Source organism: Bacillus sp. PAMC28748 (assembly GCF_014250415.1).
Lineage (GTDB): Bacteria > Bacillota > Bacilli > Bacillales > Bacillaceae > Bacillus > Bacillus licheniformis.
The window spans coordinates 2,167,501-2,193,728 of the sequence record NZ_CP060192.1 but is presented as its reverse complement, the minus strand read 5'-3'; the positions used below and the strand labels follow the sequence as shown (position 1 = coordinate 2,193,728).

The 26,228-nt window shown below is 42.5% G+C and carries 30 protein-coding genes, 16 tRNA genes, 2 rRNA genes and 1 riboswitch (1 of these 49 running past the window's edge); of the genes, 9 read left to right on the top strand and 39 right to left on the bottom strand.

From position 1 onward, the window contains the following. Window positions 1–111: 111 nt before the first annotated feature. The 5 genes from thiC to H7F26_RS11175 all read right to left on the bottom strand — a co-directional run bounded on the left by thiC (window position 112) and on the right by H7F26_RS11175 (window position 6,213). The gene (thiC, locus tag H7F26_RS11195) at window positions 112–1,887 is read right to left on the bottom strand and encodes a phosphomethylpyrimidine synthase ThiC (protein ID WP_017474999.1); all 1,776 of its coding nucleotides are present in this window, start codon (window positions 1,885–1,887) and stop codon (window positions 112–114) included. Between the two features lie 147 nt (window positions 1,888–2,034). After that, a riboswitch (TPP riboswitch) is annotated at window positions 2,035–2,143 on the bottom strand. Window positions 2,144–2,291: 148 nt separating this feature from the next. Next, a complete protein-coding gene (aroD, locus tag H7F26_RS11190) occupies window positions 2,292–3,056 on the bottom strand; it encodes a type I 3-dehydroquinate dehydratase (RefSeq protein WP_017474998.1) in 765 nt (254 codons plus the stop codon). A 387-nt stretch (window positions 3,057–3,443) separates the two neighbouring features. After that, entirely contained in the window at window positions 3,444–3,662 is a 219-nt protein-coding gene (locus H7F26_RS11185; protein WP_003179982.1) for a hypothetical protein, read from the bottom strand. A gap of 246 nt (window positions 3,663–3,908) precedes the next feature. Beyond that, entirely contained in the window at window positions 3,909–5,234 is a 1,326-nt protein-coding gene (locus tag H7F26_RS11180; protein ID WP_009329004.1) for a TGS domain-containing protein, read from the bottom strand. A 676-nt stretch (window positions 5,235–5,910) separates the two neighbouring features. Then, the gene (locus H7F26_RS11175; RefSeq protein WP_017474996.1) at window positions 5,911–6,213 is read right to left on the bottom strand and encodes a hypothetical protein; all 303 of its coding nucleotides are present in this window, start codon (window positions 6,211–6,213) and stop codon (window positions 5,911–5,913) included. Window positions 6,214–6,488: 275 nt separating this feature from the next. Between H7F26_RS11175 and H7F26_RS11170 the strand changes: the two genes are divergently transcribed. The 4 genes from H7F26_RS11170 to H7F26_RS11155 all read left to right on the top strand — a co-directional run bounded on the left by H7F26_RS11170 (window position 6,489) and on the right by H7F26_RS11155 (window position 8,238). After that, window positions 6,489–6,713, top strand: coding sequence for a helix-turn-helix domain-containing protein (locus H7F26_RS11170; RefSeq protein WP_017474995.1), 225 nt, complete (start codon window positions 6,489–6,491; stop codon window positions 6,711–6,713). Between the two features lie 157 nt (window positions 6,714–6,870). Then, window positions 6,871–7,491: a hypothetical protein gene (locus H7F26_RS11165; protein ID WP_017474993.1), complete on the top strand. Its 621-nt coding sequence runs from the start codon at window positions 6,871–6,873 to the stop codon at window positions 7,489–7,491. A gap of 1 nt (window position 7,492) precedes the next feature. After that, window positions 7,493–7,795, top strand: coding sequence for a hypothetical protein (locus H7F26_RS11160; protein WP_017474992.1), 303 nt, complete (start codon window positions 7,493–7,495; stop codon window positions 7,793–7,795). Between the two features lie 53 nt (window positions 7,796–7,848). Continuing rightward, window positions 7,849–8,238, top strand: a complete 390-nt coding sequence (locus tag H7F26_RS11155) for a hypothetical protein (protein WP_017474991.1) — start codon at window positions 7,849–7,851, stop codon at window positions 8,236–8,238. A gap of 256 nt (window positions 8,239–8,494) precedes the next feature. On the opposite strand, the gene H7F26_RS11150 is transcribed toward H7F26_RS11155, so the two are convergent. From H7F26_RS11150 to H7F26_RS11140, 3 genes are all read right to left on the bottom strand, one after another. Beyond that, a complete protein-coding gene (locus H7F26_RS11150) occupies window positions 8,495–8,644 on the bottom strand; it encodes a hypothetical protein (RefSeq protein WP_017474989.1) in 150 nt (49 codons plus the stop codon). 923 nt (window positions 8,645–9,567) lie between these two features. Continuing rightward, window positions 9,568–10,608 (bottom strand): hypothetical protein, encoded by a 1,041-nt coding sequence (locus H7F26_RS11145; protein WP_017474988.1) that lies wholly within the window; start codon window positions 10,606–10,608, stop codon window positions 9,568–9,570. A 5-nt stretch (window positions 10,609–10,613) separates the two neighbouring features. Then, window positions 10,614–10,880 (bottom strand): helix-turn-helix domain-containing protein, encoded by a 267-nt coding sequence (locus H7F26_RS11140; protein ID WP_017474987.1) that lies wholly within the window; start codon window positions 10,878–10,880, stop codon window positions 10,614–10,616. Between the two features lie 161 nt (window positions 10,881–11,041). Here H7F26_RS11140 and H7F26_RS11135 point away from each other — a divergent pair, with 161 nt between their 5' ends. Then, entirely contained in the window at window positions 11,042–12,775 is a 1,734-nt protein-coding gene (locus tag H7F26_RS11135; RefSeq protein WP_017474986.1) for an Eco57I restriction-modification methylase domain-containing protein, read from the top strand. A 19-nt stretch (window positions 12,776–12,794) separates the two neighbouring features. Here H7F26_RS11135 and H7F26_RS11130 read toward each other — a convergent pair whose 3' ends face one another. The 9 genes from H7F26_RS11130 to H7F26_RS11090 form a co-directional block, all read right to left on the bottom strand. Beyond that, a complete protein-coding gene (locus H7F26_RS11130; protein WP_017474985.1) occupies window positions 12,795–13,091 on the bottom strand; it encodes a hypothetical protein in 297 nt (98 codons plus the stop codon). Between the two features lie 283 nt (window positions 13,092–13,374). Then, a complete protein-coding gene (locus H7F26_RS11125) occupies window positions 13,375–13,572 on the bottom strand; it encodes a hypothetical protein (RefSeq protein ID WP_200906527.1) in 198 nt (65 codons plus the stop codon). A 71-nt stretch (window positions 13,573–13,643) separates the two neighbouring features. Beyond that, window positions 13,644–14,570, bottom strand: a complete 927-nt coding sequence (locus tag H7F26_RS11120; protein WP_017474982.1) for a hypothetical protein — start codon at window positions 14,568–14,570, stop codon at window positions 13,644–13,646. Continuing rightward, entirely contained in the window at window positions 14,551–14,688 is a 138-nt protein-coding gene (locus tag H7F26_RS21970) for a hypothetical protein (RefSeq protein WP_229118254.1), read from the bottom strand. The genes H7F26_RS11120 and H7F26_RS21970 overlap by 20 nt, the downstream gene beginning before the upstream one ends. 1,530 nt (window positions 14,689–16,218) lie before the next feature. After that, entirely contained in the window at window positions 16,219–16,767 is a 549-nt protein-coding gene (locus H7F26_RS11110; RefSeq protein ID WP_017474981.1) for a hypothetical protein, read from the bottom strand. Continuing rightward, entirely contained in the window at window positions 16,764–17,102 is a 339-nt protein-coding gene (locus tag H7F26_RS11105; RefSeq protein WP_017474980.1) for a hypothetical protein, read from the bottom strand. Before H7F26_RS11105 ends, H7F26_RS11110 begins: the two co-directional genes overlap by 4 nt. Then, entirely contained in the window at window positions 17,099–17,299 is a 201-nt protein-coding gene (locus tag H7F26_RS11100) for a hypothetical protein (RefSeq protein WP_017474979.1), read from the bottom strand. Before H7F26_RS11100 ends, H7F26_RS11105 begins: the two co-directional genes overlap by 4 nt. Further along, window positions 17,296–17,634 carry a hypothetical protein gene (locus tag H7F26_RS11095; protein ID WP_017474978.1) on the bottom strand — a complete coding sequence of 113 codons (339 nt, stop codon included), beginning with the start codon at window positions 17,632–17,634 and terminating at the stop codon, window positions 17,296–17,298. The genes H7F26_RS11100 and H7F26_RS11095 overlap by 4 nt, the downstream gene beginning before the upstream one ends. Next, window positions 17,631–17,969: a hypothetical protein gene (locus H7F26_RS11090; RefSeq protein ID WP_017474977.1), complete on the bottom strand. Its 339-nt coding sequence runs from the start codon at window positions 17,967–17,969 to the stop codon at window positions 17,631–17,633. Before H7F26_RS11090 ends, H7F26_RS11095 begins: the two co-directional genes overlap by 4 nt. Window positions 17,970–18,133: 164 nt before the next feature. On the opposite strand from H7F26_RS11090, the gene H7F26_RS11085 reads away from it, so the two are divergent. Both H7F26_RS11085 and H7F26_RS11080 read left to right on the top strand, forming a co-directional pair. Beyond that, window positions 18,134–18,370: a helix-turn-helix domain-containing protein gene (locus H7F26_RS11085; RefSeq protein ID WP_017474976.1), complete on the top strand. Its 237-nt coding sequence runs from the start codon at window positions 18,134–18,136 to the stop codon at window positions 18,368–18,370. A gap of 6 nt (window positions 18,371–18,376) precedes the next feature. Further along, window positions 18,377–18,565, top strand: a complete 189-nt coding sequence (locus H7F26_RS11080) for a hypothetical protein (protein ID WP_017474975.1) — start codon at window positions 18,377–18,379, stop codon at window positions 18,563–18,565. Between the two features lie 51 nt (window positions 18,566–18,616). On the opposite strand, the gene H7F26_RS11075 is transcribed toward H7F26_RS11080, so the two are convergent. Next, a complete protein-coding gene (locus H7F26_RS11075) occupies window positions 18,617–18,958 on the bottom strand; it encodes a DUF1433 domain-containing protein (protein WP_017474974.1) in 342 nt (113 codons plus the stop codon). Between the two features lie 52 nt (window positions 18,959–19,010). Between H7F26_RS11075 and H7F26_RS11070 the strand changes: the two genes are divergently transcribed. Further along, a complete protein-coding gene (locus tag H7F26_RS11070) occupies window positions 19,011–20,441 on the top strand; it encodes a lipase (protein WP_059261014.1) in 1,431 nt (476 codons plus the stop codon). Window positions 20,442–20,452: 11 nt separating this feature from the next. Next, on the top strand, window positions 20,453–20,785 hold the full coding sequence (locus H7F26_RS11065; protein ID WP_017475019.1) for a hypothetical protein: 333 nt from the start codon (window positions 20,453–20,455) through the stop codon (window positions 20,783–20,785). A 678-nt stretch (window positions 20,786–21,463) separates the two neighbouring features. On the opposite strand, the gene H7F26_RS11060 is transcribed toward H7F26_RS11065, so the two are convergent. The 21 genes from H7F26_RS11060 to H7F26_RS10960 all read right to left on the bottom strand — a co-directional run. Next, window positions 21,464–22,018, bottom strand: coding sequence for a tyrosine-type recombinase/integrase (locus H7F26_RS11060; protein ID WP_017475018.1), 555 nt, complete (start codon window positions 22,016–22,018; stop codon window positions 21,464–21,466). 233 nt (window positions 22,019–22,251) lie between these two features. After that, window positions 22,252–22,986, bottom strand: coding sequence for a helix-turn-helix domain-containing protein (locus tag H7F26_RS11055; protein ID WP_059261013.1), 735 nt, complete (start codon window positions 22,984–22,986; stop codon window positions 22,252–22,254). Between the two features lie 160 nt (window positions 22,987–23,146). Beyond that, window positions 23,147–24,112, bottom strand: a complete 966-nt coding sequence (locus H7F26_RS11050; protein ID WP_017475016.1) for a tyrosine-type recombinase/integrase — start codon at window positions 24,110–24,112, stop codon at window positions 23,147–23,149. Between the two features lie 132 nt (window positions 24,113–24,244). Then, window positions 24,245–24,326, bottom strand: a tRNA-Leu gene (locus H7F26_RS11045). 14 nt (window positions 24,327–24,340) lie between these two features. Beyond that, window positions 24,341–24,429 (bottom strand) — tRNA-Leu (locus H7F26_RS11040). 10 nt (window positions 24,430–24,439) lie between these two features. After that, a tRNA-Cys gene (locus tag H7F26_RS11035) sits at window positions 24,440–24,510 on the bottom strand. Window positions 24,511–24,523: 13 nt separating this feature from the next. Then, window positions 24,524–24,598: transfer RNA gene (locus H7F26_RS11030), tRNA-Gly, on the bottom strand. A gap of 53 nt (window positions 24,599–24,651) precedes the next feature. Then, window positions 24,652–24,723 (bottom strand) — tRNA-Gln (locus tag H7F26_RS11025). A gap of 8 nt (window positions 24,724–24,731) precedes the next feature. Beyond that, window positions 24,732–24,804, bottom strand: a tRNA-His gene (locus tag H7F26_RS11020). Between the two features lie 20 nt (window positions 24,805–24,824). Then, window positions 24,825–24,898, bottom strand: a tRNA-Trp gene (locus H7F26_RS11015). A 7-nt stretch (window positions 24,899–24,905) separates the two neighbouring features. Beyond that, window positions 24,906–24,990 (bottom strand) — tRNA-Tyr (locus tag H7F26_RS11010). Between the two features lie 7 nt (window positions 24,991–24,997). Next, window positions 24,998–25,070, bottom strand: a tRNA-Thr gene (locus H7F26_RS11005). A 3-nt stretch (window positions 25,071–25,073) separates the two neighbouring features. After that, window positions 25,074–25,149: transfer RNA gene (locus H7F26_RS11000), tRNA-Phe, on the bottom strand. A gap of 10 nt (window positions 25,150–25,159) precedes the next feature. Continuing rightward, window positions 25,160–25,236 (bottom strand) — tRNA-Asp (locus H7F26_RS10995). Window positions 25,237–25,250: 14 nt separating this feature from the next. Next, window positions 25,251–25,327, bottom strand: a tRNA-Met gene (locus H7F26_RS10990). A gap of 21 nt (window positions 25,328–25,348) precedes the next feature. Further along, window positions 25,349–25,424, bottom strand: a tRNA-Val gene (locus H7F26_RS10985). A gap of 117 nt (window positions 25,425–25,541) precedes the next feature. Next, a tRNA-Glu gene (locus tag H7F26_RS10980) sits at window positions 25,542–25,616 on the bottom strand. A gap of 14 nt (window positions 25,617–25,630) precedes the next feature. Beyond that, a tRNA-Ser gene (locus H7F26_RS10975) sits at window positions 25,631–25,722 on the bottom strand. A gap of 6 nt (window positions 25,723–25,728) precedes the next feature. After that, window positions 25,729–25,803 (bottom strand) — tRNA-Asn (locus H7F26_RS10970). A gap of 9 nt (window positions 25,804–25,812) precedes the next feature. Then, window positions 25,813–25,928 (bottom strand): 5S ribosomal RNA (gene rrf, locus H7F26_RS10965). A 170-nt stretch (window positions 25,929–26,098) separates the two neighbouring features. Beyond that, window positions 26,099–26,228 (bottom strand): 23S ribosomal RNA (locus H7F26_RS10960) (it continues 2,801 nt past the right edge of the window).

Sequence of the window (26,228 nt, the reverse complement as noted above, 5' to 3'; positions counted from 1 at the left end):
ATTTTCCGAAATATTAAATAACATACTAATTCATATTATTCCGACCTGTCAACCCTATATTATAAAAAAACAGATGAAAGGTTCCCCTTTCATCTGCTGTATTGCCCGCTTTTAACTGTAAATGCTGCCGCCTGCTTTTTTAAATTCCTTCGCCTTCTCTTCCAATCCTTTTTGGATAGCCTTTTCTTCATCAAGGTTGTTTTCCTTGGCGTAGTCGCGAATATCCTGGGAAATCCTCATGCTGCAAAATTTTGGCCCGCACATTGAACAAAAGTGTGCCGTTTTGGCGCCTTCCGCCGGAAGGGTTTCATCATGGTATTCAAGCGCTCTTTCCGGATCGAGCGACAAGTTGAACTGATCCCGCCAGCGGAATTCAAAGCGCGCCTTTGAAAGCGCGTCATCGCGGATTTGCGCGCCGGGGTGCCCTTTCGCAAGATCAGCCGCATGGGCCGCGATTTTGTATGTTATGACGCCTTCGCGGACATCGTCTTTGTTCGGCAGTCCCAAATGCTCCTTCGGCGTCACATAGCAAAGCATGGCCGTTCCGTGCCAGCCGATCATCGCCGCTCCGATCGCCGATGTAATATGGTCGTAGCCCGGTGCAATATCGGTCGTCAGCGGACCGAGCGTGTAAAACGGGGCCTCTTTGCAAATCTCCATCTGCTTGTCGACATTCTCTTTGATTTTATGCATCGGCACGTGTCCCGGTCCTTCGATCATTACTTGAACATCATGCTTCCAGGCGATTTCCGTCAGCTCGCCGAGCGTTTCCAATTCGGCAAATTGGGCCTCATCATTCGCATCGGCAATCGAGCCGGGACGAAGACCGTCTCCGAGCGAAAATGCGATATCGTATGTTTTCATAATCTCGCATATCTCTTCAAAATGGGTGTACAGAAAGCTTTCCTCATGATGAGCCAAACACCACTGCGCCATGATCGCCCCGCCGCGGGATACGATTCCGGTGACGCGCTTTGCTGTTAACGGCACATACCGGAGAAGGACGCCGGCGTGAATCGTGAAATAATCAACGCCTTGCTCAGCCTGTTCGATCAATGTATCGCGGTAAATGTCCCAAGTAAGATCTTCCGCGACGCCGTTTACTTTTTCAAGCGCCTGATAAATCGGGACTGTTCCCACAGGCACCGGACAGTTGCGGATGATCCATTCTCTCGTTGTATGAATATCTTTACCTGTGGACAAGTCCATCATCGTATCAGCGCCCCAGCGGATCGCCCATGTCATTTTTTCCACTTCTTCTTCAATCGAAGAGGTGACAGCGGAATTGCCGATGTTGGCATTGATTTTGACGTGGAAGTTGCGGCCGATAATCATCGGTTCGCTTTCCGGATGATTGATGTTTGACGGAATAATCGCCCGTCCGCTTGCCACTTCATCACGAACAAATTCGGGGGATACGTGCTCTCGGATCGCGATAAATTCCATTTCGGGCGTAATGATCCCCTTTCTTGCGTAATGCAGCTGCGTGACATTTTGCCCTTTTTTCGCGCGCAACGGTTTTCGTTTCAATCCTGGATAGCTGTGACTCGCTTTCTCTTTGCTTTTGTAGCCGTTATCCTCCGGCCTTATTTCTCTGCCTTCATATTCCTCGGTATCGCCGCGCTCCCTGATCCAAGTCGCCCGCAAAGGTTTCAGCCCCTTGAGTATATCAACGTCCGCATTGGCGTCCGTATAGGGACCGCTCGTATCGTAGACGCGGACAGGCTGATTTTCCTCGTCGCCAAACGAACCCGTCGTCGGACTTAAAGAAATTTCTCTCATCGGCACTTGAATGTCAGGACGCGACCCTTCGACATACACTTTCCGGCTCCCTGAAAAACTTGACATGATCGAGATGTTTGTTTGCTGTACTGACTCCTGTTTCATGTAAAAATCCTTCCCCTCTAAAAAATTGATCAGGACGAAACTCCGGAACAGCACCAGCACAAAAAACCAGGCTCATATGTTGAACCTGGTTTTACAGTCAGTAAAATCGCTAGAAGACAGACGGACCATACCCATTCCCCATCTTCTCTCGAATCCTTTTTACTTCCCCACGCTGGTACGAACCAGATCAGGTCCAAAGGGTTAAGAAACGCGTGTCTCTCTCTCAGCCCGCATTCGGGCACCCCTAGTAAAGCTATTAAATTCGTGATTATCGTATCACAACCCATTATGAATGAAAAGGGAAAGTTAAAATGATTCCGAAAAGAAAGATAAATGAGTCGTTAGGACTACGAAAAAACTGACAAAGGAGCCGGCTGTCAGCCGGGCTCCTCTCAATCATCAAGTTATAAATTGCGATGCAATATATGAAGGATTTCCTTGAGCTCACCAGCTGCGATCTGCCCCGGTGCTGAAGCTTTCTTTGCTGCGCCGAACGTCATTGCTGAACCGAATACCTCGCCCGCCAAGCGGCTGATGATACCTTTGCCGGCCATTGACATCGTAATAATCGGCCGGTCTGCATAATTCTCATTCATCGTGCAAGTGGCTCCAAGCAGACGCAAGACATCAGCCGGGGTTTCCGGCATCACCGCGATTTTAGGCAGATCAGCCCCTAATTCCTGGGCTTTTCGCAAACGGGAAACAATTTCTTCTGCAGCTGGTGTCTTTTCAAAATCATGATTAGATATAATCACGGACACTTCATGACCATGTGCTGTTTCCACCAGCGCTTTCACTTGCTCTTCGTCATTGAACAGCTCGATATCAATCACATCGGCAAGCCCTGTTTTAACAACCGCTTCATTTAAAGAAAAATATCGCGCTGTGCTGATCTCTTTTTCTCCGCCTTCGGCGGCGCTGCGGAAAGTGAAAATGAGCGGAGTGTCCTTTAAAAAGCCGCGGATTTCCGCCAATGCCGCGCAGACTTGATCAACGTCATCTACATCTTCATAAAAATCAGCACGCCACTCCGCAATATCGGCATCAAGCGTTTGAAAATAAGCCGCTTCTTCTTTTAATTGGGCAAGGTTTTTTCCGACAAGCGGCACACAGATTTTTGGCCGGCCTTCACCCAATGTAATTCCTCTGACCTTCACCAGTTTCTTCAATGTTTCAGCTCCCGTCTTTCTGTATTCGAATTTCCTTTATCAAATCACTGTGACTACCGAATGTCAACTGTTCGTGCAAGTAAAATTTTTTATGCGAACCACTGCATATTCTCCGCTCTTCATTTTATTGCACAAGTATGCTGACCTTCAATAGCTATAACATAGAGGCCCGCCAATCGGAAGCTTTCTAACTGGAAGAAAGGACGATGCTGCCATAGACCAAGAAAAAACTGCCCTTCGGATCAAGGGCAGTTTTTAGAGCCTTGCTATTTAATGCGTGATGCGACTGAACATTTCTTTACTAACGATAACATGCTTCAGTTCTGCTTCCGACGCCTTGGACGAGACGCCTCCTGCGAGCCGTTTGAACTTTAGCTTTCCAACCTCTCACCGTTTTGATGATGGAGCATTGTCAGTTTTTCCGGGAGCGGCATTGAAAATCGAATTAGCCAGCAACCGATATTGATGCTGCGGATGATCGTCATTGGTTAAATCGTTAGCGAAAACAGTTAAGTTCTTGTTGTGATCTTTATACGTGAAGGCCATAATCTTCCCTTTGGCAGCATCATAAGCGATAAAACCGACATCAGATAACACTTTGTGCACGATTTCTTAAACACATCCCCATTTCTTAATATTTTCAAATTGTAATAAGAGAAAAGACGATACAAGGGTGAGGGGTCTTAGCTGGATTTCATTTATAGATAAACAAAGGCCTGTAGAACTTTTGGTTCTACAAGTTTCCTCGGACTCTGGTTCAGCATGAACTCATCCACTGCATATTCCTCTCGACAGGCTAAAATCCTGAAGGAGCTGCCTCTCGGTTCCTTCAGGCAACATGTTGAAGACCGCCTATCTCAGTCTCGCCGGTCCCGTGACGGGTCCCAAATTGCTGAATGCCCGGTCAAAGCGTCGCATCGCTGTCTCGAGCGGACCGGTAGGAAGCCGTGCAATCAGCCACCCTGTCACCGTCGCCACGGCCGCGACGAACAGATCACCGAATGGAATTGCCCCGATATCATACTTGGCCCCCGAGATTTCAAGAGCCCATATGACAACAAACTGAGCTGCATACATCGTCAACGCTACACGTCCGACTCCCGCGAACGGCTTTAGCACTGCAGAAATCTTCTGCGGCACGAGACATACCATTCCTAGAACCAGAAAGGCAGCCCCAAGCCCCAGCATCGTCTGGAAAGTTGACGCACTGTGCGGAGCTATCGAAAGAAGATTGTGCCAAAGCGGCGGTGCCACGTTGTGCGGCCAGATTGCATACTGATCCGGCTCGGCGCCGGCGGTGCCTTGAACACTTACGAGCCATTCTTCGAAGGAACGGCTCAGCCAAGGAAGAACGAAAACGCCCAATAACTTAGAGACGATAAGCATGACTGCGCCGCTGCTTACTAGCGAAAGTGCCGTACGCATCCTGGTCAGATCAAAGCGCCCGATTGCCATACCGGCGACGAAAGCGGGTGCAAGTGCGAGCGCCGACATCGGGCCGCCTGCAATATCGCCAAGCAAGTTTGCTCCCGACAGGACGCTCCCTCCGAGAATCATCAGCGGCGGGCTCACCGCAAGCAAAACAGCTGCTGTTGTAACGAGCACACGCGTCGAACGGCGAATCAGCACCAATGCCAGCACAAAAAGTGCAGCATAAGCCGGCAAAATCACCCCGAACGGAGTATTCAGCATGATGAGCAGATATCCTATCATATCGATAAATACCGCGCGGGCAAGCATCCGCGTCCGAAATGCGGCCGGCTCCATTCCTCTGTCCATCATGCGCCCGGCCATGATCGAATAGGAGATTCCGCCGCAAAGCACAAATAGAAGCGTCGTATTCCCGGAAACGATCGAACCGTTCGTTTCGTTCAAGGCGAAGTGCTGCAAATACATCCCGATGACCGCCAGTCCCCGTGCTGCGTCAAGTGCCACAATACGCCCTTTCCCCCGCGATTTTTCACGCACGATCTTCTGTCCTTCTGCTGAGTCCCGGGTGACAATTTCAACGAGTGCACCGTCCTGAAGCGGAGTTGATAAATCTACAAGCTTTCCGTTTAATTTACCTGCAACCGCATGTTCCAGACCGCAGCTAATGGAAGCAGCAACATCTTCAATACTTGCTTCCTCCTCAAATTCTCTGACGGACCCGTCAGGCAGTTTAATGCGAATTGACAACTGTATTCCTCCTCAAAAAAAATTAATCCTTTTCCTATATTTAGGTGAAGCCATGCTGTATTCAATATAGCGGGCAGATGTCGCTAAAGTTTGATCAACTTGTAAACAAAACGTAAAAAGGCGGTCGGAGGATCGGAACACATCATTGGTATAAAGAAAAGCACCTTGTCGATGACAAGGTGCTTCATTCTTACTGACTTACTGAGTGTGATCTTGATTGAATGGACTTCAATGAAGGGACAACTGTTTGAACGGTATGCATCATTTCACGGTGCGCTGAATGAAGAGTGAGAGTGCGGACAACAGTTGGTCATTGCGTTTATGTTGGCGGCTCTCCGCTTTGATGAGGAATAAACAAAAAGAGCATTCCTTGTGTAAGGAACGCTCTTTCGTCGTTTGGCAATACGATGATGATTAGTGATACCGGTGGTCGGGGTCGAACCGACACTCCCGAAGGAACACGATTTTGAGTCATAAAGTTCCTTGTTTTCATCTTTAAATTATCGTTAAATGCAGTGATATTAAGTAATTCTTACAGTTAATTGTAAGTGTATTATTTTGGCTGTTCACACGATTTATTTAACACAGTTCATTATAGCAATAACTTAACTGTATATCAATAAAAATTAGAGGTTGCTTTTTTATTTGCAACCCCTGAATTCTGTGTTATTTATTTTTAGCATACCTCTTTTTCTAACTCATTGAAAAATTCAATTCCTCTAATTTCCTCCGCTACAATGAAGAATTTTGCTTCTTTGTCATTTATAAATTCTATTAGTTTCATTTGAATTAAATCCGTAAATATTTTTAGATAATATCTGTCAGGTTTATCAAAATATTTTGTTGCATTAAAAAACACTTCTAATTCATTAAAGCTATATATCATATCAAATTCATGATAAGTGTATAGTACATCAAATAGTAAAGTTAAGTGTTCCTCTTTCAAATTGTATTTTGCTTTTAATTCTTTAAGTTTCATTTTTATTCTCTCCTTTTTGATTTAGTTTTGTCATTACAATTACGAACTTGCATTTTTGTACAGAAAAAGGACATTTAAAATAAAAATTTTTGAAAACTACCTGTACCAGCTACCTATTTTATGGACAAGTATATTAGACAGGTTAAAGTACCTGTTAACTGATAGCTGATAAATTACATTGAATAATCTCCTAGTGGGTTGGCTTTTTGCCTTCCCTTTTTTATTTACTTTAAAAATGAAACTTTATTGCATATCAACTAAAAGAGGTGAACACATTGGAACGATTACCATACGGACAAATTGAAATTGTGGATTATCGCTATATCAAACACGTTCGGTTAATTAGAAATAAAACCCTTAAAGAATTTGAAAGGTTTATGGGTGTAGACAGCACCGTTATTTCACGTTTAGAGAAAGGACAAATAAAATTCTCACCACTCTATCAAGAACGCTTTAAACTGGCGTGTAAAAAGCTAAGAGTGTCGAATGGAACTGGTTAGTATTAGAAAGCTGTTAGAAATGAAAGAACAAAGGGGGTACAAGTAACCAAATGATTACTATTGCACTATTATTGGCTGTTAAGGTGGCGACAACTTTAGCAGAAAAGAAAGAGCCTGAGATTTACATTTATCACACTACTGAGGGGGAAAAGGCACTATGGCTGTAAAGAACATATTTAAAGAAACTGAAAAGGTATTGAAAGAGTACAAGGCACAGGCTGAGGAATTTAACAAACAAGAACAGGAATTAAACGCTGAACTGGTGGCACTAAATGACGAGTTAACAGCGATTATGTTAGACATTGAAACAGCTAGTATTACGGAACGCGTTTACTTTAAGATACGTTCTAAAGAAGTTAACTCAAAAACAGAAATCATTAACAAGCTATTAGAGGAATTGGACGAGGAACGAACAGAACTAAAGTTACAATTCACGCCTATTCTTAAAGAGGCACAAGCCAATGACAGAAAAGGAAATGTAGAATATAACGCTACTGAGATTGTAGAAAAGTATCGTTATTTAATGCTTACTGAAATAGCAGAACTAGGTAAGGAAATGCAAAGTCAATATTATGCTGTTGCCCCTGAGGTAATGGATATATTTGACGATAGCACAGTTAAGGAAGTTCACCCTAGAATTTATTATTCATTCAATCAAGACCAATATAAACCCTCTTTACAGTGGTCTAATGAAGCTGTTGTTCACAAGAATGAAATCTTCTTAGCTAAGGACGGTAGAACACCTGACAATCTAAAACAACCTAAGGACGTGAAATAATATGAATTTAACTAGCAAAGTAAAAGCACATATCTTAGAGGAATTAAAGAACGGTAATACTGAGGTTTTAAAAGGCTTACCACCTGTTCTAGCTTTACAGTATGGGTTAGCTATGCAGAATGAATCAGGCTATAAGGAACAGTCACCTGTTAACGATAACGAGGTTAGTAAGTCACTGGTAAACCGTCTTAATGATAGTGACACTAAAGAACGACTAACTAAACAGATTGAACAGGAAAAAAAGGAACGTGCTGTAAAGGCTGAACTAGCTAAAGAAATTACTAAAGAGGTCACTGGTAGTTAATCCAGTGGCTTTTTTTCTTGCTTTAAAAACAACTATAAAAGGTGGTCATTACATTGAATAGAGAACAATTTGAAACTAAGTTAAATGAGGTCTATAAAGGTGCTGTAAAGCCTTTAACAGCTTATTATAATGAACGTGCTGTAATGGTTTATAAGTGTAATGATTGTGGGGTTTCTTTCTTCGGTAAACCTAATCATATGGTAGGTAAGAAACACCAGCAACACCTTTGTAATATGCCTTATGGTGACAAGGACGGTACAAGGCTTGACCACGTTGGGGGCAAAAATAAACCTAGGTCTAATAAAAGCGACAATAAGAAATTAGAAAAGCAAATAGAGGAACTTATATGGAATGATTATAGCTATCAACAAATAGCTAAGGAATTAAAAGTAAACCCTGATATTATTAAGGACTACTTTAAGTCTGAGGGTTTAATAGATTAAGGGGGCTAGTAATTTGGTATTAAGATTACACGCCACTAGCATTAGAGGGCGTAAAGCATATAAGGACGACACTGACACCATTTATTTAGAATGTACTAGCGGTAAATCAATTAAGCCTGACTACACTTTTCAAAAACAAAGTAATGGCTTTTTAAACAGGCGTTATAATTGCTATGATTGTAGAAGTGTACAGAATAAACTTTATAGACTAAAAGAGGCTAAAGCTAACTAGAATGACAGCTTTTAGCCTTCCTTTTTATTTGTCCATTTTTAATGCCTGTTTTATTCCCTTATCACAGCCAACACCATAACCATTTTTATAGGCTAACTTCATTATTTCAATTTCTTCCTCAGTTAAATTTCTGTCTAAGTAATTCTCAATATGATTCTTTGTTGCTAAAGTCATATCTCCTATTGGTCTTGAATTGAAATGGTTATTGTATAGCCAATCTAAGAACTAGATTCGTTCCCCATTCTCCATGTTCTTCATTAGTTCTATCATTTGATTTTCTGTCATTTTTGTCATTGATATACCCCCAAAAAGTTTTCAAAAATCCCACAAAAATTTTTATAGCTACTTTACCATTTTCATTATAACAAAAACCTTAACCACCCTTACTGTAAAACGACCTGAGACTAATCGAGTAATACAATCACCCACCTAATGAAAGATAAATCGCTTAGAATTACAATCTCAGACACGTCTGTTTGACTGAATGGTGTATTTAGGGTAGCTAGTAACCTTGTGACAAAAAGGTTTTAAAAATGGTGCATATATTTTACAGACATCAGACCGACCCTATATAGACCCCCACCCCCTGTATATACCCTTCCAGCATATACCATTGACAAATAAAATAATTTGTGTTATTTGCCTCTATCCTTATTTTATTATCATTCGTTTCGTTTCTTTCTTCTTTCTTTCCTTGCTGTTATCCTGACCTCGTGACTGTGCTGTGTGGCTGTTCTCTTTCCTTGTGTCGCTGTCCTATCTCTTTTCCTTCCTTGCCCCCTATCCCCTGTCCTTTACTGTGGCTGTGTGACTATCCTGTGGACTGTGTGAGGGTGCTGTACTGTCTTAGCTATTTAACCACCCTATACCTCTTTCTTTAGTAACAGCCTTACAGTGTGCTTTACGGTGTACCTCATTTATTATTTAGCAATCCTATACCCCTGTTAAATAGTGCCCCCCTTATGACAGTTACATTTGATAGTACCCCACCCCTTTATTTTCAGGTACTAGCTAACCACTATTGAATGTGTACAGTTTTGATTGTTTGATAATCTATATAAAAAAACACCAACAATTAAGCTGGTGTTTTTTTGGTCTTATAAAAAATTTGCTGGTAGAGGAATTTGTAATTTCTTGTTTACTTTCATTCCACCGAATTGCGTAAAGTGAGTAAAAAAATCCTTCCCTGTTACAAGATAAAACTTTGTTATAACTACCTCATCATTTTCTACTTCCCCAAAAAAAATGGCGTAACGTACGTCACACATACGAACATTTTGGGTGTTAATCTGTGGAATATCCAAAATACCCTCATTACTAGGTAAAAATAAACCTAAGTCAATTGTAGGTGAAGTTTGTAATTTTACTTCTAATAATTGGTGCTTTACATCAGGAAACTTGCCATCATCTTTAAAAGAAGAATATCCTAATGCTTCACATACCAGACCATGTAGAAAACCGCCACGATTTCTTTCTTGAAGGGCACCCATATAAGGGAAACTTTTGCCTACTATTGTTTGCAAATGATGATATATTTTATTTATAGGCATTAGTTCGCCTAATGTTGGGTATTCAGTAGGTGACGTATGTCGGTCAAAACCACTGTAAGTAGAGATAATGTCCTGTATTTCATGGGTATCTGTATCGGATAAAAGTTTAACATCATCAGGTATTCCCACTAATCTAGCCTGATATTTCTGAGTTAGTTTCCCTGTTTTGTCTAATTCTGATACTATATCACCAGTCACAACTTTAATTTTTGTTATAATATCTTCCTCAGATATTCTTATTAGTACATAGCGACGGGAAGGCGAAACTTCTTCATTCCATATTTGCAAGTTATTAGATTTCTGAGTATATACATCAAAGTTTTGGCACAAAAAGCGAGGTTGTGTTTTCTTGAATGATGTTGGTGGTATATATCCTAATGCTTTACAAACTTCTTCTTTTACAATTTTAGAACGTGTTCTTAATGGTAGTCCTTCCAAGTTAAGTCCTACTAAATGATAACTTAATAATTCCTCTAATTCACTGGAAGGTATCCAGTAATTTGTATCACCTATTGGAACAGGGTCATAAATGGTTAAGTCACTTGATGAAATATTATCTTTAATTTTTTGGGCTAATGGTGATAACATATAAATCAATCCTTATTATTTGGTTTTTCCGCTAAAATATCGCTTACAGATACCTCTAGTGCGTCAGCGATTTTTTTTAGATTTAAAACAGTAAGATTTCTTTCTCCCCTTTCTATTCCACCGATATAAGTACGGTCTAAATTAGATTTGAAGCCTAACCTTTCTTGTGACCAGTCTTTTTCAACTCTAAGCTGTTTGATTTTCCTTCCTAAAGCATTAAGAAACTGCTGTTCTTCTTTCTTTTCCATTGGTGAGAAATGTTTTTTGTCCATACCTTAATTATCCAACCTTCACCATATAAAATCGACAGACTATAAGTATCACTTTGATGATAATAAGTATCTATTCGGTGTTAATAAGTATTATTTCAGATATGGTGAAATTTAATGAGATAGTGTAAAATGAAATGTAAGATTTATTGGAGAGGTGTAAAATGACAAAAAGTTTAGCTGAAAGAAAAGAAACAGGTTCTCACTATACGTCCAGCTATTTATCAAAATATATGGCTAAAAAGCTACTAAAATATGCTGAATTTGACGGTTCTGGAGAAAGGCAATCCATATTAGACCCTTCTTGCGGTGACGGTGAGTTACTGAAAGCAATATGTAATGAAATTGGCACTGAAAATTTAGAAGTGATTGGAATGGATACCGATAAAGAGGCTGTTCATAATGCAAGTAATTCTTTAAGTGCCTCAAATAATAGTAATATTCACCTTTTTAACAACGATTATTTAGAACTGTTTGAAGGTGACACCGAGTATGATTTATTCTCGGAAATTAAAAAAAGAGAGGATTTCTGGTGTTCGAAAAATGAAGAGGACGGATTAAAGAAAGTCGATATGATAATAGCTAATCCACCTTATGTCCGTACACAAGTTTTAGGGGCAGATAAGGCACAGGATTTAGGAAGTAAGTTCAACCTGAAAGGAAGGGTTGATTTATACCATGTTTTCTTAGTAGCTATGACGAAGCACTTAAAGGAAAATGGCTTACTTTGTGTCATAACTTCTAATCGTTATTTAACAACTGCTGGTGGTAAAGACATTAGAAAGTTTTTAGATGAAAATTACGAAATTCTAGAGGTAATTGATTTAGGGGATACAAAATTATTTGAAGCTGCGGTATTACCAGCAATCTTTATAGGGCGGAAAAAGTCAAAAGATGAAACAAAGAATAATGATAAGGTAAAGTTTTTCCGTATTTATGAAAACCCAACTATTGAAACAGCGGAAGAATGTAGTTCTTTATTTGAAATACTATCAAAAGAAGGTTCTGGATTTTTTGAGGCTGATAAAAAGAAATATGAGGTTACAGTAGGGTTTTTAAAGGTGCCAGAAAATCCTAAGGAACTTTGGGTAATGGCGTCTAAAGAAGATAATGAGTGGTCTGATAAAGTAAAATCTCGTGCCGAATATTTCTTTAAAGATGTTTTTCATGTAAGAGTGGGTATTAAAACAACAGCGGACAAGGTTTTTATTAAGAATAACTGGGATACTTTAGAGGATTTCATGATACCAGAAAATGAAGTGTTAAAACCTTTAATATCCTCAGATTATACAAGTAAGTGGAATTTGCCTAATGAAGTGGAAAATTTAAAGATACTATATACACATGAAGTTAAGAATGGTAAAAGACAAGCTATTGATTTAGAAAAGTACCCAAAGGCTAAAGCATATTTAGAAAGCCATAAAGAGGTTTTGGCTGGAAGGAAATATGTAATAAAGGCAAAGAGAAACTGGTATGAAATATGGGTTCCCCAAAATCCTGACGCATGGTCATTACCTAAAGTAGTATTCCCTGATATTAGTTCCGAACCAAAATTTGCTATTGATACTAACGGATATTTAGTTGATGGGAATTGTTATTGGCTGTCTTTAAAGAATGATGAAAATACAGATTTATTATATCTAGCTGTGGCGGTAGCTAATTCAAAATTTATGACCAAATTCCACGAAATCGAATTTCAGAATAAATTATATGCAGGGCGAAAAAGATATTTAACTCAATATGTAGAAAATTATCCATTACCAGACCCTAATTCAGTTCACTCACAAAGGTTAGTAGAATTGGCAAAAATACTAACTACTAATGGATTAAGTGAAGAAGAAATAAAGACTTATGAAACAGAGATAGAAACCGAGGTTCAACAGGCTTTTGGATTTTAATGTAAAACACCCTTTTCTGTTAAGGGGTGTTTTTTGTTTTGTCTATACCTTTGCAGTTAAACAGTACATTTAAAGAAAAATTGCCTTGATATAATAGTCTAAAAAGGTACACGTTTTTGACCGTTGTAAGAAACAACAATTCGTCGTCTATGTTGCGTATTTCGTATCTGCCGGCAGTACAATCGAGTTTTATGCTAGCACCCCCGCCCGGAAATAAAAAAGGCCGCTGCTCCCCGTCTTTGCTTTCGCGAAGATAGGAAACACCGGCCGGTCCGTATGATCCGTAGTATTCAGTTTCCGTTACAATGCAGAACATCTATGCGCCCCCCTTTTTTCATAGACGATCTTCGCTTCTTCTTCGTAAGCCCGATATTCTAGCACCGCCCGCGAGATGTTTAGGTCACGGATAAGGCCGGATGATCGGCGTATGATTTCTCCCGTTTCTGCTCTAACTGTGATCGCCTCTGACGGTTTTACATAGATAAATACGTCATACAAGCAAATACCCCCTTGGACATGGTGATATGAACAGATTTCCGTTGAAAATGAAACGAAATAAGCCCTCGAAATCTAGTCTTAATAGGAATAGTCGCATCGACTTAAAAACCGCCGGCTGCGTGGCGCTGTTCAATCGGAATTTTAAACTGGACGCCTATGAGCCTATCGTTTTTAAAATAGTCGGCTAAGATAACCCAATCCTTTTTATATCGCTTCACGCGCCGAATCAATTCCTTGTCTTCTGTATAACCGCATAGCCACCCTTTGCCGAACTTCCAAAGATCATTATTTGTCATCATAAAAACCTCCACATAAAAAAGACACCCTCCGCCCTGGTAACGAGCATTATCGGATGTCTTGTTAATGTTATTTATTTGAACAGTACCTTTACCGAGTCTAACTCTTTTGCTGGACCACCAAAAACAACGTTAGGATTTACAATCACTATCTTTTTTCTTTTGTCGTTAGGATCGGGCGGCAACCAAAAAACCGGCTTACCGTTCAGCTTAATACTCTCTAAGGTCTGTCTTAATTTATTGGAATCTTTATAATCAAGTAAGGCGGCTAGTTTATCTAAGTGCATTTTGTTAAGTCGTTCCGTGTCCGTCTCATCTGGATTAAAACATACGATATTTGTTTTCAAATTCAAAAACGTAAGAACCATATAGACAATAGATAACTTTTTTGCCGCCCTGCCGCTATAATTCTCGTACAGCTCTCGGATTGTCTTTCGGTACATCTTTATTCGGGAAGTTTCGGCAGGTTTTCCTCGGACTTTTCCGCGATGGAATAGAAAAGGAGTTAACTCGATAACACCTTCGTCGTTTTCTTTAAGAATCTCAGACGCCGTCATCCTCTTATAAAAATCTCGAAAATTATTGGCGCTCAAGCCGAGAATCTTTTGGAGGCCGGACTTATCGATCTTACGTCCGTTGTCATGAGAAAGTTGCTGATTCTCAAACCCAACAAATGTAGCGATGAACATCAGGCGCGCAAGGTCCGGTTCTTTGACAGTTGTATAATCGTCTAGGAACGATTTGCACGTTTTGTAAAAAGCCCACGTAAAGCCGCCATTCTCAGCGTCATGCCCTCCCGCATTTCTTGTAATTCTATAGCCCTCATTCGAGCGTCCTGATGTTTTAGGGGCCACCTCAAAGTAATCCGAGACGTCGTTCCCTTCTCTATCGTAAATTCTCCCATCTTCGAGCTTTCCGTTCTCTTTCAAGTCAAAAAAACGTTTTTTTGACCTCGGTGTTAGCCCTTTCCAAGCTCTTTGTTCATCCAGCAGACTTCCCATCTACGAACATCCCCCTTAATAGTTGAATGGTTTCCATCTTTTGATCATCTAACGAAAACGCTTCACTCACTTTTTTAATAGTTTTATCAGTGACACTTCTTTCTCCCCTCTCGATCATAGTAATCAATTGGCGCGAACAGCCCAAGCGGTCAGCAAATTCGGTTTGCGTCATCCCTTAAGCGAGACGAATCATCCGTATAGTATTTGGAGTCATTTTCATCTTCCCTTCTATTTGTTTTCATTTGGACACATATTCGGCAAATAAAAAATGCACCACACCCAAATTGAGTGGCGCAGAATCCTTCTCATAATGTATAGACAACTAAGAGCAAATTTTGTAGGGTTAAATTCGGTTTTATCGAAAAAATTTTTTCGCCCTCTATAACATAAGACAGCATTTCGGTACACTTTGTAACAACCGATCTATATTAACGCAATATTATCGTTGTCCCTTCGTAGTAATAACGCTCTCTACTACGTAAGACAGCATTCGAAGGTGAAAGCGGAAGTCCCAATACCCTTCCATTAAGAAAGACAGCATATCGGTAGGAAAGTCACTATATTATCATTATGTTGCTCCCTCTCAATACGTATAGACAACTACGGAGGCAAAAGTGGAATCCCCTTATGTTACAGGTCCTCACAATACATAGATAACTGCGGCCATTTTTTATGCGGTCTAAGTAGATTTTGTTCTCATAATGTATAGCCAACTAAGAGCAGATCTTACAAAAAAATAGATTTAATTCTGATGGCGAGTTTAAAATACCCTGCTTTTTTGGTCATTTACCCTGCTTTTTCGGTGCTCATCGAATCGTCCATAACTCTTAGAGTACCAACGGATGCAGCCATTTTTGTTTGATCCAGGATATATATATCAGTCATATTACTTATCGAAAACAAAACGCAACAATTAGGCTACAGATAGAAATTCAAAACCTAGCGCCCTCATTCGCTTACGCTCATTCGAACGCGCCATTATTTTTTAAAAGAAATTAATCGCGATAGAAAATAAATGAATATCCGCGTCCAACGAAGCCACGGATTAAGTGGCGAAGTTGGACGCTAGATCTTACTTCTCAGCGTCATACCATCACGGTATGAAACGTATGTTACACGTCCTTCTATTACGTAAGACAGCATATAGACGTAAAGTATGCGTATTTATCGTTAAGACATCGCAATTACTTTCGATAGGTTATCGGACTTCTTTCCGTATGTTTTAAAACCTAGCGGCCACTCCGTCGCTAACGCTCCTCCGTGTCCGCGGATATTATTAAGACCTTATCGCGATACAATTATTTATACAATATACATGATTGCGTTTCTGCGGGACGGAGTGAAACGTAGTTCCCGCTAGTCTTCGGATTCAGAAGATTAAGAAGTGATTGCGGACTCAAAATCGCTGTATCCCTTGCGGCTGTAAGCATGAACCCCATTTTCGCATGTACGAATAAAGTCGTGTTTTTGGCCGATTTGTACGAATCACGTCGTGTTCATTCTCAATTACGTTATTCTAATTGAGAATATAACGATAATCATCCGACCTCTCACCGCCATATTGATCGTATTATTATTAATGCAAACGTATAAATATACGAAGAAATAGACGCCAATCATTCGTCAGCGTCTTCGATTCTCACCTCTGTTATATATACGGCACAAGCGCGCGCTCCAACTCGGTTCTTTCCTTCCTCAACGCAGACCTTTCGTTGTGCAGCCGTTTGTTTTCGGCGCAAAGCTGGGCCAGGCGTCTTTTTATTCGCAGCTCATCGTCACTGGTCGCCCCTATTAAAGCCAGCCGACGCCTAGCAATCTCGTAGCTGTTCGAATGGAAGTCAACCTCAACCTCAACCTCGCACCATTTGCGATGAACTTCGTCCCTTTTCGAAAGCAAAGCGTTACGTGTCGCTTCTTTCAACGAATGCAGAGCATCATCAGACAACGCGTGCGGAGACTGAAGCGCATAGTCGGCCGGGAAAACATCTAAGATCGTGCCATTTTCCGCAATGACCAGGCGCACCTGTTCGCGGGGATTATCATAAACGGACTGGCTGCCGCTAGTTGATTCTAGCGACCAGACGAACGAGGCACCTTGAGCATACTTCGGTAATACGTTTTGTGCCTGCGTTTTTGAAAGGCCGAGGCGCGCCATTGCTTTTTTAACTGCCGCTTTAGAAACTGTATACTGCATCATCGTGAACCCTCCCCTAGTGAAAAACCAATTCGAACAAAATCTGCAAACGATATATTTGCGAGCTCAGAAACATCGATTTTGCGGAGGTCTGCGTCGACCTTTGACGTGTCTACCATAAAAAAACGAGGATAGTTGTTTTCGTAAAGATGGTATCCATCGCTCTTTTTTTCTAATCGGTCAGTATCGTAAAACACCAGTCCGTCATCCGAATACATTCCAACGACGTCGGCCGCGATTAACCAGGCGTCCGAAATTTCGTGTATTTCCTGTTTTGTATCGAACGTTTCCCCGTGATAATGCAGCTTTACTGCCTGCGGTTGAAATGTATCCGTCATGCCGACCGCACCTCCTTACCGAACAGCTCTCTCGCTGCCGTGAGGCTGATTTCGGCGCAGCCTGCGAATGCTCTCCGGGATACTTGCGGCAAGAGTGCGGTGAATTCCTCCGGGTTTAAGTTAGCGAATTGATCGTCTGATCCTGCGGGATAGACATTCCACCACCCAACAACAGTCCTTCTATAGTAAACGTTCATTCTCCGACTACCTCCTTTAGTTGTCCGCCAAGATGAGCCAACAGCTCGATCGTATTCATATTCGCAATAGTTTCGAGATCCATCTCCGAGTCAGAGACGTACGGTAAATCGTAAATCAATTCCGCACGCTGACCGATTTCTAAACCGTGAGGACCTTGATATAGTCGATAAAGGTTAAGCCACTCCTCATCTATATAAAGTACATAATCGCGACCTACGTTTAAGACATCTACCTGTTCGCGGCTTTCTTCGCCGGTATCCGAATAAATAAAAACGAAATCCACGGTCATTTTCTTCGGTTGCTCCCATGCGTCAATCCACGTTAATTCGCTCATAGCGTCTCCTCCTTCTTTTGCGCCAAGAATAGCATGAAATCGAGTACAGACATTTTCGCGATCTCTACGGTTGTTAAGCCGAAATTAAACCCGACAGGAAATTCGAGTGGAAGATCGTACAGGACTTCGCACTTTTCGCCGATTTCCCATTCGCCATCTTTGCCGCGCATCCTATAAAGCGTGAGATAGGCTTCGTTCACTTCGAGCGCGATATCGGCTCCAAGATGCAATACTTCGGTAGGCTCTCGATAATCGACGTCTCCCGTTTTCGGATCGTACAGGACGAAATCCACGGTTAGGACTTCCCAATGATGGTTGGAAATTTGGTTATTCAATTCTATAACTCCCCTTTACTTCTGAAGTAAAACTCGTTGGGTTAATAATATTACTTCAGGAGTAAAACGTCAAGAGTTTTTCAGATATTTTTCAAAAAATATTTTACTACTGGCGTTTTACTTGTATAATACGATTAGAATCAAATTCATGGAGGACTGTTGAAATGGGTTTTAGATTTAATTTGAACAATATACTGGACGAGTTAGGAATAACTAAGAACAAATTAGCTGTTGAGGCAAAAGTACGGCCGGCAACTATTGGGGATCTTTGCGAGGGGAAAACCAAAAGATTAGAACTTGAAACAATTGAGAAGATCTTAAATGTATTAAATGACATCTCACCAACTAAGACATACACAATAGATGACATTATTCTTTACAAGTCGGATATACAGGATTAAATTCAGATGATGTTTGAAGAAGAAAAACAAGAGTGGCTTCTTTTTAAAGAAAGAAAGTTAAACGTCCGGGTGTTCAAGGTTAATTCTACATATGAGGTGCATGCATCGATTATCGGAAAAGGTACATACACAGCTCGCGGCCTTGAAAAATGGTCGACTATTGCGGAAGCTATTGAGGGCATTAATAAAAAGTAAATACACAACATTAGAAGAAAACAAAAGCCCGACTCGATTTGAGCGGGCTATCTATTTTTCAATTTTAGTTTTTTCGATCTCATCATCATAGATGGTATAGGACTGTATCTCCTTATTAGGAGGATCATATATTCCTTGGAATTTGCTTTCCTTATCTCCGTTTAAATATCCTTCTACCCTGATACCCCCCATCGGACTTATGTAGTAGTCGTCAGAAAAACTAACATCTTTAACACCTCTGTAATTTTCATACAAAAACTTCTCCATATGTTCTTGAGCTTCTTTAACAAAAGCAATCTCTTTTTCTTTTTGATCATGCTGATACTTCATAATAAATCCTCCAACTGCTATAATTATTAAAATAAGGATAATTATGTACTTTTTCTTTTTCAAAGAAACCAACCCTTTCATACCCTAATTTTACAAAAATAAAGAGGCGATGTATATGACCAACGACATAAAAGTGCCAAATGTATCAGATAAAACTTATTTCATTCTTAATAGAGAGGCCTACGACCGCGAACGGTTGGACGATCTAATGAAGTCTGGAAAACCAATACAAACCGAAAAGAATTCGTATTGGTACGTAGAAAAAATTAAAAGGGATAACGATACAGGACTCGATGCGGTTGTTGTATCGCAGGGCAAAAAAACAAAAGACGGCAAGTGGGTCAAATCAGATAATCCCGAAAACGTTGTCGTAGCCTTCGCGGGAACAGATCCTAAGAGCCAATTCTTCCAGGATGTTATTGACGCTGACGGCGGGAACGTTGTAATGGGAATTGACCCGAAAAAGAAGGAACACTACATAGTCGAAAAAGATGCGAAAGATACTTCTAAAACACTCGGAAAATATAACGGAACTCCGACACAAGACTCGATGCTTAGCACCGGTAACTACAAGTTAATTACAAAAACGTCCCAAATCGGGCAAGCTGACGATCTGGTGCGGGAAGTTAAACAAAAGTATAAAGGCACCTCGACGGTTATTTCAACCACCGGACACTCGCTCGGCGGCGCAGAGGCTGAATATAGCGCGGTCAACAACAATGTCTATGCCGTAGCGTTTAACAGCCCTTCAATCGTCCACCTACACTCTGAGGAGCAGCAAAAGAAAATTAATAACGGCGAATATGACCGGTCCATAAAATCGATTATCAATCCGGATGACATGGTCGGGGCCGGCTGGTGGAACGAATATGACCGGCACAATGGAACGACAATTTATACGAAGGACCCTGAATTATCAAATGCGGTGCGCGAGGCGAGAATGCAGGGCGATGTATTCCAACAAATCGGGCAAAACGCTGGGTATTTCTTTCAGACCGCAATCTTAGGAATGCCTGATACGCATTGGGTCGGGAGTAATAATTTCACCTTCGACAAAAACGGAAACGTTCAAAATATAGAGGGCGATGAACTCGTTTATGACAAAAATTTAAAAGCGATGCTCCCACCGGAAGTTGCCTCCGGAAGTGGCGCAATTAAAGTAACACCCGAAGTTGCCAAGCAGCTCGCGCAAAAAGTAAATGCGATCATCGATGACTTGCGGACGATGAAACGGGAAGCCGAAAACGCTTATCAGGAACACGACGCCGAGATCAACGACCTGAAACACGATACCTACCGTCAGGTCGGCCACGGTTTATACGACAAGCTGACACTCGAGGATGTAAACAATACGCTGAAAAACCTGGCGCAGTCGTTTGACAAAAAAGGCAATCCGCTATTTTACGATGTTCATGCCGAAAAAGCGTACATCGCCTCATTAAAAAATACGATTTCAGATTTAGAAGACATCAGCGGGTACCTTGCGCAGATCGCAAAAGATTTTAAATCGAAAGACAAAATGCTGGCAAATTGGCTTAAGCTTTAGGAGATGACATAATGGAAAATTTCAATAAACTCGCCTCACTCAACAACTTAAACGGTGATCAAGAAGATACGCTCCTCATACGACGCAATCAGCTTCAAATGCTGAAAACGGGCATGAGAGTAACGGCCGCAACTAAGCTTGAAGGCATTAAAACGACACTAAGACCGAAGTTTAAAATAGACGATATACAAAAAGAAATGAACAGCGTTTATTCATCGCTTCTCTACAGCTTCGAAGGAAAAGCGCAAGAGGCGCTTGCTCAACGAATTAGCCAAAGCGCCCAGCAGCTTATTAACACGGAGCAGGACGGAGAGAGCTTTGTGAACGGATTTAAGACGAGATAGAGGCGCCAGTGACGGCGTCTTTCTTTTTGCGCAACAGCATGGACTCCGTGACGATTTAGACGCCCATAAACGCTGATTTAACGGGCTTTTGAAATGCAGAATCGAAGGGGCCACTATATTTGTATTCAATCGCCAATTTTGACGTCCTAAACCGTCATGACCCTCCGAGTTCAAAAAATTGCACGCTAGTTCCGAACGGCAGATGAGGCGGGATTGAGTGGGCGGCCTGGGGGCGGGCGCAAGCGAAAACTTTCGTTGAATAAAACATTCATCGTTTTGCATATCGAATGTAACTCAATCTGTTTTTGTTACATTGAATAATCGAACGAAACGTTGATATAACTGCGTTCGCTGGTCGATGTCTATCGCAATCAACCGAAGTTTCTTTATGCACATTTTAAACCGCATTAAATCAACGATCAGGATTGCGTCTGGTGCCGGTTGATATGAATAAGATCGTGCATATAGGACCGGTATTGCTGCCGTTGGTCAGGCAAGTCGATGCAACATCGTTTCTACTTCCAATGAGTCTGACGGCCATAGATGCGTCATGCAACGCCGATATACAAAGCGTTCCGTCTATTCGTAGGCTATCGTTATATGTTGCGCAGTGTAGTGCCGCACCCCCTGAGTTTTGGACGGTCGCCCCCGCCCGGCACGTCTCGCTGATGTATGCGGCTATACCTCGATCGACTCATATGCCGCCTCTATCTCATCGGCAGTAATTCCAATATATTTCAACGTCTCGCGCTCGCTTGAGTGGTTGAGCATCGACATAATAAGGGTGATATTAACGCCGTTCTCATACAGGCGATAACCAAACGTCTTACGAAGCGAGTGCGTGCCGATGCCGCCAATCTTATCGCTGATGCCGACTCGTTCTGCTGCGTCGTTTAAGATACGATACGCTTGCACACGGCTGATCGGCTTTCCTCCGCCTTTTCGGCTGGCAAATACGTAATCGTCATCTGCTGATTCGTCGCCTATATGTTCTTTGATCTCGTGTTTAACTGACGAACTAAACGTAATCTTACGCTTTTTCTTGCGTTTTTGCTCCGTGATGATTAACGAATCTTGGCCGCGAAGATCCCCGGCTTTAAGCGTTAATAAATCGCTGATACGCAGCCCAAAAGCGGTGCCGAGCGTCAATAACAGACGGTTGCGACCGTTCAGGGCGTTCTTCAGTTTATTAAAATCGCGTTTTGACTTAATCGGGAATACTTCGTTTGCCATGTAAAGCACACTCCTTTTGTTATTCATTCGTTTGATTGTCGCAAATTGGGACGATTAAATTACACCTCGAGGAACGTCTACCGACTAATTCAGCGGTACGAATTGATTAGCGCAAATTGCGCTGAACAAGCTGATCTCCTCGAAGACCTCCCCGTCTCATTAACGTACGAAATCGCACGCCCGTCCGCAGAGTCAACCGAACCGAAACGACGTCCTGTCCTTCTGTTTACCGGTTAGGAACGCGTCAACTCATCAAAACGAGTTTCATATAGGCGGTCTAGCAGCTGATCCAGCACGCCGTTATAATAGCCGGCAAGATTCCGAATGTGCTTGCGCTTTGTCGCAATAAACGTCTGACGCACCGCATGTAGGCCGATTTCTTCTAGCGTATCGGAATCATAAGCGCCTTTTAAAAACGACGTATGCGCAAGGTAAATACCGTATAGCCGATTCGTCAGCTTCCGATCGCTTACAAACGATTCGACCGCAGCTTTAAACGCGCTATACGTATTACGTAGTAATTTATTTACGCTTTTAGAAATAACAGTTTCGCTTGTGCTTTTCGATTCTTCAGGCGTTTCCTCCGTAAGCTTGTCCGCTGTCGAGCGGAGTTGCATTTGCGGAGTAGCATCGCCATTATCAGCCGGCAAAATCACGTACATATTGGCGCCGTTGCCGCCGGATACCGGCCGGAATTTCGTTTCCTTGCGGATGATGCCGCAGTCTACTAGCCGCTTAATTGCCCGGATGACTGTGGTGCGGTGCCGGCCGATCAGATCCGCGATCGATTGCAGCTTCAAATACGCGACGCCCGGCGTTTTGCAGGCATGACGCGATAATACCTTCAGAACCTCGATTGCGGCAGGCGTCAGGTCGGATTTATTGCGGTATATATGCGAGCGGATGGCGTCGTTAAGCGCGTCCACAGAACGGAAAGACGCCATTTTAGCGGATTCTTTCGTGTACATTCGGTTTTCTCCCCTTGGAGACGTACCGACCCATATCGGAAAATTAGGCGCACTCAAATAAGCGTTGACTGGAACGCTTTTTTTCGATAAGATAGACGTAGGGTGGACGTGCTATCTATCGGAATTTATTTCCGACGGGTGGTCGTCTTTTTTTTTGTTTTTATAAGTTGTTGAGCGGCGAAAATTCTTTGTGACGATCATAAACATCAGAAGCATAAAGATTGACGTATACTCGAACCATTTCCATCGTTGAATGCCCGAGTATCTTCTGTAGTTCAAACACGCCAGCTCCATTCATAACTGACATTTTAGCGAATGTGTGTCTCAAAGTATGCGGGCTGCATCTTACGCCTTTAATTTTTGCCTTTTTACCGTATTTCCCAACTAACTTTTGTAAAGCACCCCTCTTCATTGGAGTCCCATCGATTGTTACAAATAAATGATCTGTTTCACATGTTCCACGTATCTTTAAATACCTTCTTAATTGCTCCTTCATCCTTGCTTGTATGGGTACATATCTATGAAAGTGGTTTTTTGTTTCTCTAATAAAGATGGTTCCTTCACTTAGCTTTACATCTTCAACCAAAATCCCCACAGCTTCACTTAGTCGTATTCCTGTTTCCAATAACAACAGCATATATGTGTAATCACGAAGACCGGTGAAAGTACGTTTGTCAGGAGCGTTCAATAGCTGCCGAAGCTGTTTTAAAGAAAATGTCTCTATATTGCCCTTCCGTTCCCTTAGTAGCGGATATTTCTTCATTGGATTATTCGCGATATATTTATTCTCTTCCAGATATCCGAATAAGGCTCTCATAGATCGCAAACGTGTATTAATGGATCCATTTTGTCTACCGGATTCTTTCAAATAATCGACATACTCATCAATATCAGTGCGCACGATCCCTGAAATTAAATCACCCTTTTCCTGCTGCACAATCCAATTACGAAAATGATTATTCTCGCGATGATAATATGTGATCGTATCCTTTCGCAAACTCTTTCGCTTCGCGTCAGCCAGGAAAAGCTTAATGGCACCGTCTATTGTTAAAGTGTTGTATTCGATCGGCTCAACGGCGATATCCACCTCGCGGGCGTTCAAACGATTACTTCTTCGTTTAGACATAAAAAAATCGCCTCCCTTCTGTTTAAAGGAAAGCGATAGGCACACGACCATTTGCCGTGACGTTTAACGCAAAAAAGCGACGATAAAACAGCGATTAATACGCCGAAATACCGTCGCTTTTGCATTCATTGATACCGGTGGTCGGGGTCGAACCGACACTCCCGAAGGAACACGATTTTGAGTCGTGCGCGTCTGCCAATTCCGCCACACCGGCATGTGTGTGATCAATGGTGCCGAGGGCCGGACTTGAACCGGCACGGTAGTCACCTACCGCAGGATTTTAAGTCCTGTGTGTCTGCCAATTCCACCACCCCGGCACGGGAAATAAGGCGACACCCGGATTCGAACCGGGGATAAAGGTTTTGCAGACCTCTGCCTTACCACTTGGCTATGCCGCCATCATTTAAGATTTGGAGCGGAAGACGGGATTCGAACCCGCGACCCCCACCTTGGCAAGGTGGTGTTCTACCACTGAACTACTTCCGCATTTTAACTAATATTCATCTTATCATATGCAGGATGATAAAGAAAGATGAAAACTGGGCTAGCTGGATTCGAACCAGCGCATGACGGAGTCAAAGTCCGTTGCCTTACCGCTTGGCTATAGCCCAATATTAAGGGCGATTGATGGGAATCGAACCCACGAGTGCCAGAGCCACAATCTGGTGCGTTAACCACTTCGCCACAACCGCCATAAATTGTGAATTAAAATTGGCAGGGGCAGTAGGAATCGAACCCACACCGGAGGTTTTGGAGACCTCTGTTCTACCGTTAAACTATGCCCCTAAAAACATGGTGGAGGGGGACGGATTCGAACCGCCGAACCCTGAGGGAGCGGATTTACAGTCCGCCGCGTTTAGCCACTTCGCTACCCCTCCAAAACAGTGCCGGCCAGAGGACTTGAACCCCCAACCTACTGATTACAAGTCAGTTGCTCTACCAATTGAGCTAGACCGGCAAATGGTGGCTCGGGACGGAATCGAACCGCCGACACACGGATTTTCAGTCCGTTGCTCTACCAACTGAGCTACCGAGCCTCTATTTAAATGGCGGTCCGGACGGGACTCGAACCCGCGACCTCCTGCGTGACAGGCAGGCATTCTAACCAACTGAACTACCGGACCATTAATGAGTAATTTGGTTGCGGGGGCAGGATTTGAACCTGCGACCTTCGGGTTATGAGCCCGACGAGCTACCGAACTGCTCCACCCCGCGATAATATGATTTTCATAGAAATGGTGGAGGATGACGGGATCGAACCGCCGACCCTCTGCTTGTAAGGCAGATGCTCTCCCAGCTGAGCTAATCCTCCGAAGTACAGGACCTACAAGTGCATGCGTTGCAGCAGGACGTTGCGATCTTAGCATGCCTTCCTTTAAAAAGCTTTGGTGTAAACCTGATACTTTTCAGCGTGCTGTCCAAAAAAGAATGGTGACCCGTACGGGATTCGAACCCGTGTTACCGCCGTGAAAGGGCGGTGTCTTAACCACTTGACCAACGGGCCAGATGTATTTAAAGTGGCGGAGAGCAAGGGATTCGAACCCTTGAGACGGCGTTGGCCGCCTACACGATTTCCAATCGTGCTCCTTCGACCACTCGGACAGCTCTCCAATAAATGGCTCCGCAGGCAGGATTCGAACCTGCGACCGATCGGTTAACAGCCGATAGCTCTACCACTGAGCTACTGCGGAATAATGCCTGCCTGGCGATGTCCTACTCTCGCAGGGGGAAGCCCCCAACTACCATCGGCGCTGAAGAGCTTAACTTCCGTGTTCGGCATGGGAACGGGTGTGACCTCTTCGCCATCATCACCAGACAATTTAGTGACAAAGATCATTATACTATGTATTTGAAAAAATGCAAGTGCATTTTTTGAGAAATTATTCTCTCAAAACTAGATAACGGGCAGACGAGGCCCACAGGATGTGGGTCATGCAGGCGTTGCCACACGATGTGGCGTATTTAGCCAGCGTTCACTTATTTTATTAGGTTAAGTCCTCGATCGATTAGTATCTGTCAGCTCCATGTGTCGCCACACTTCCACCTCAGACCTATCAACCTGATCATCTTTCAGGGATCTTACTTCCTTATAGGAATGGGAAATCTCATCTTGAGG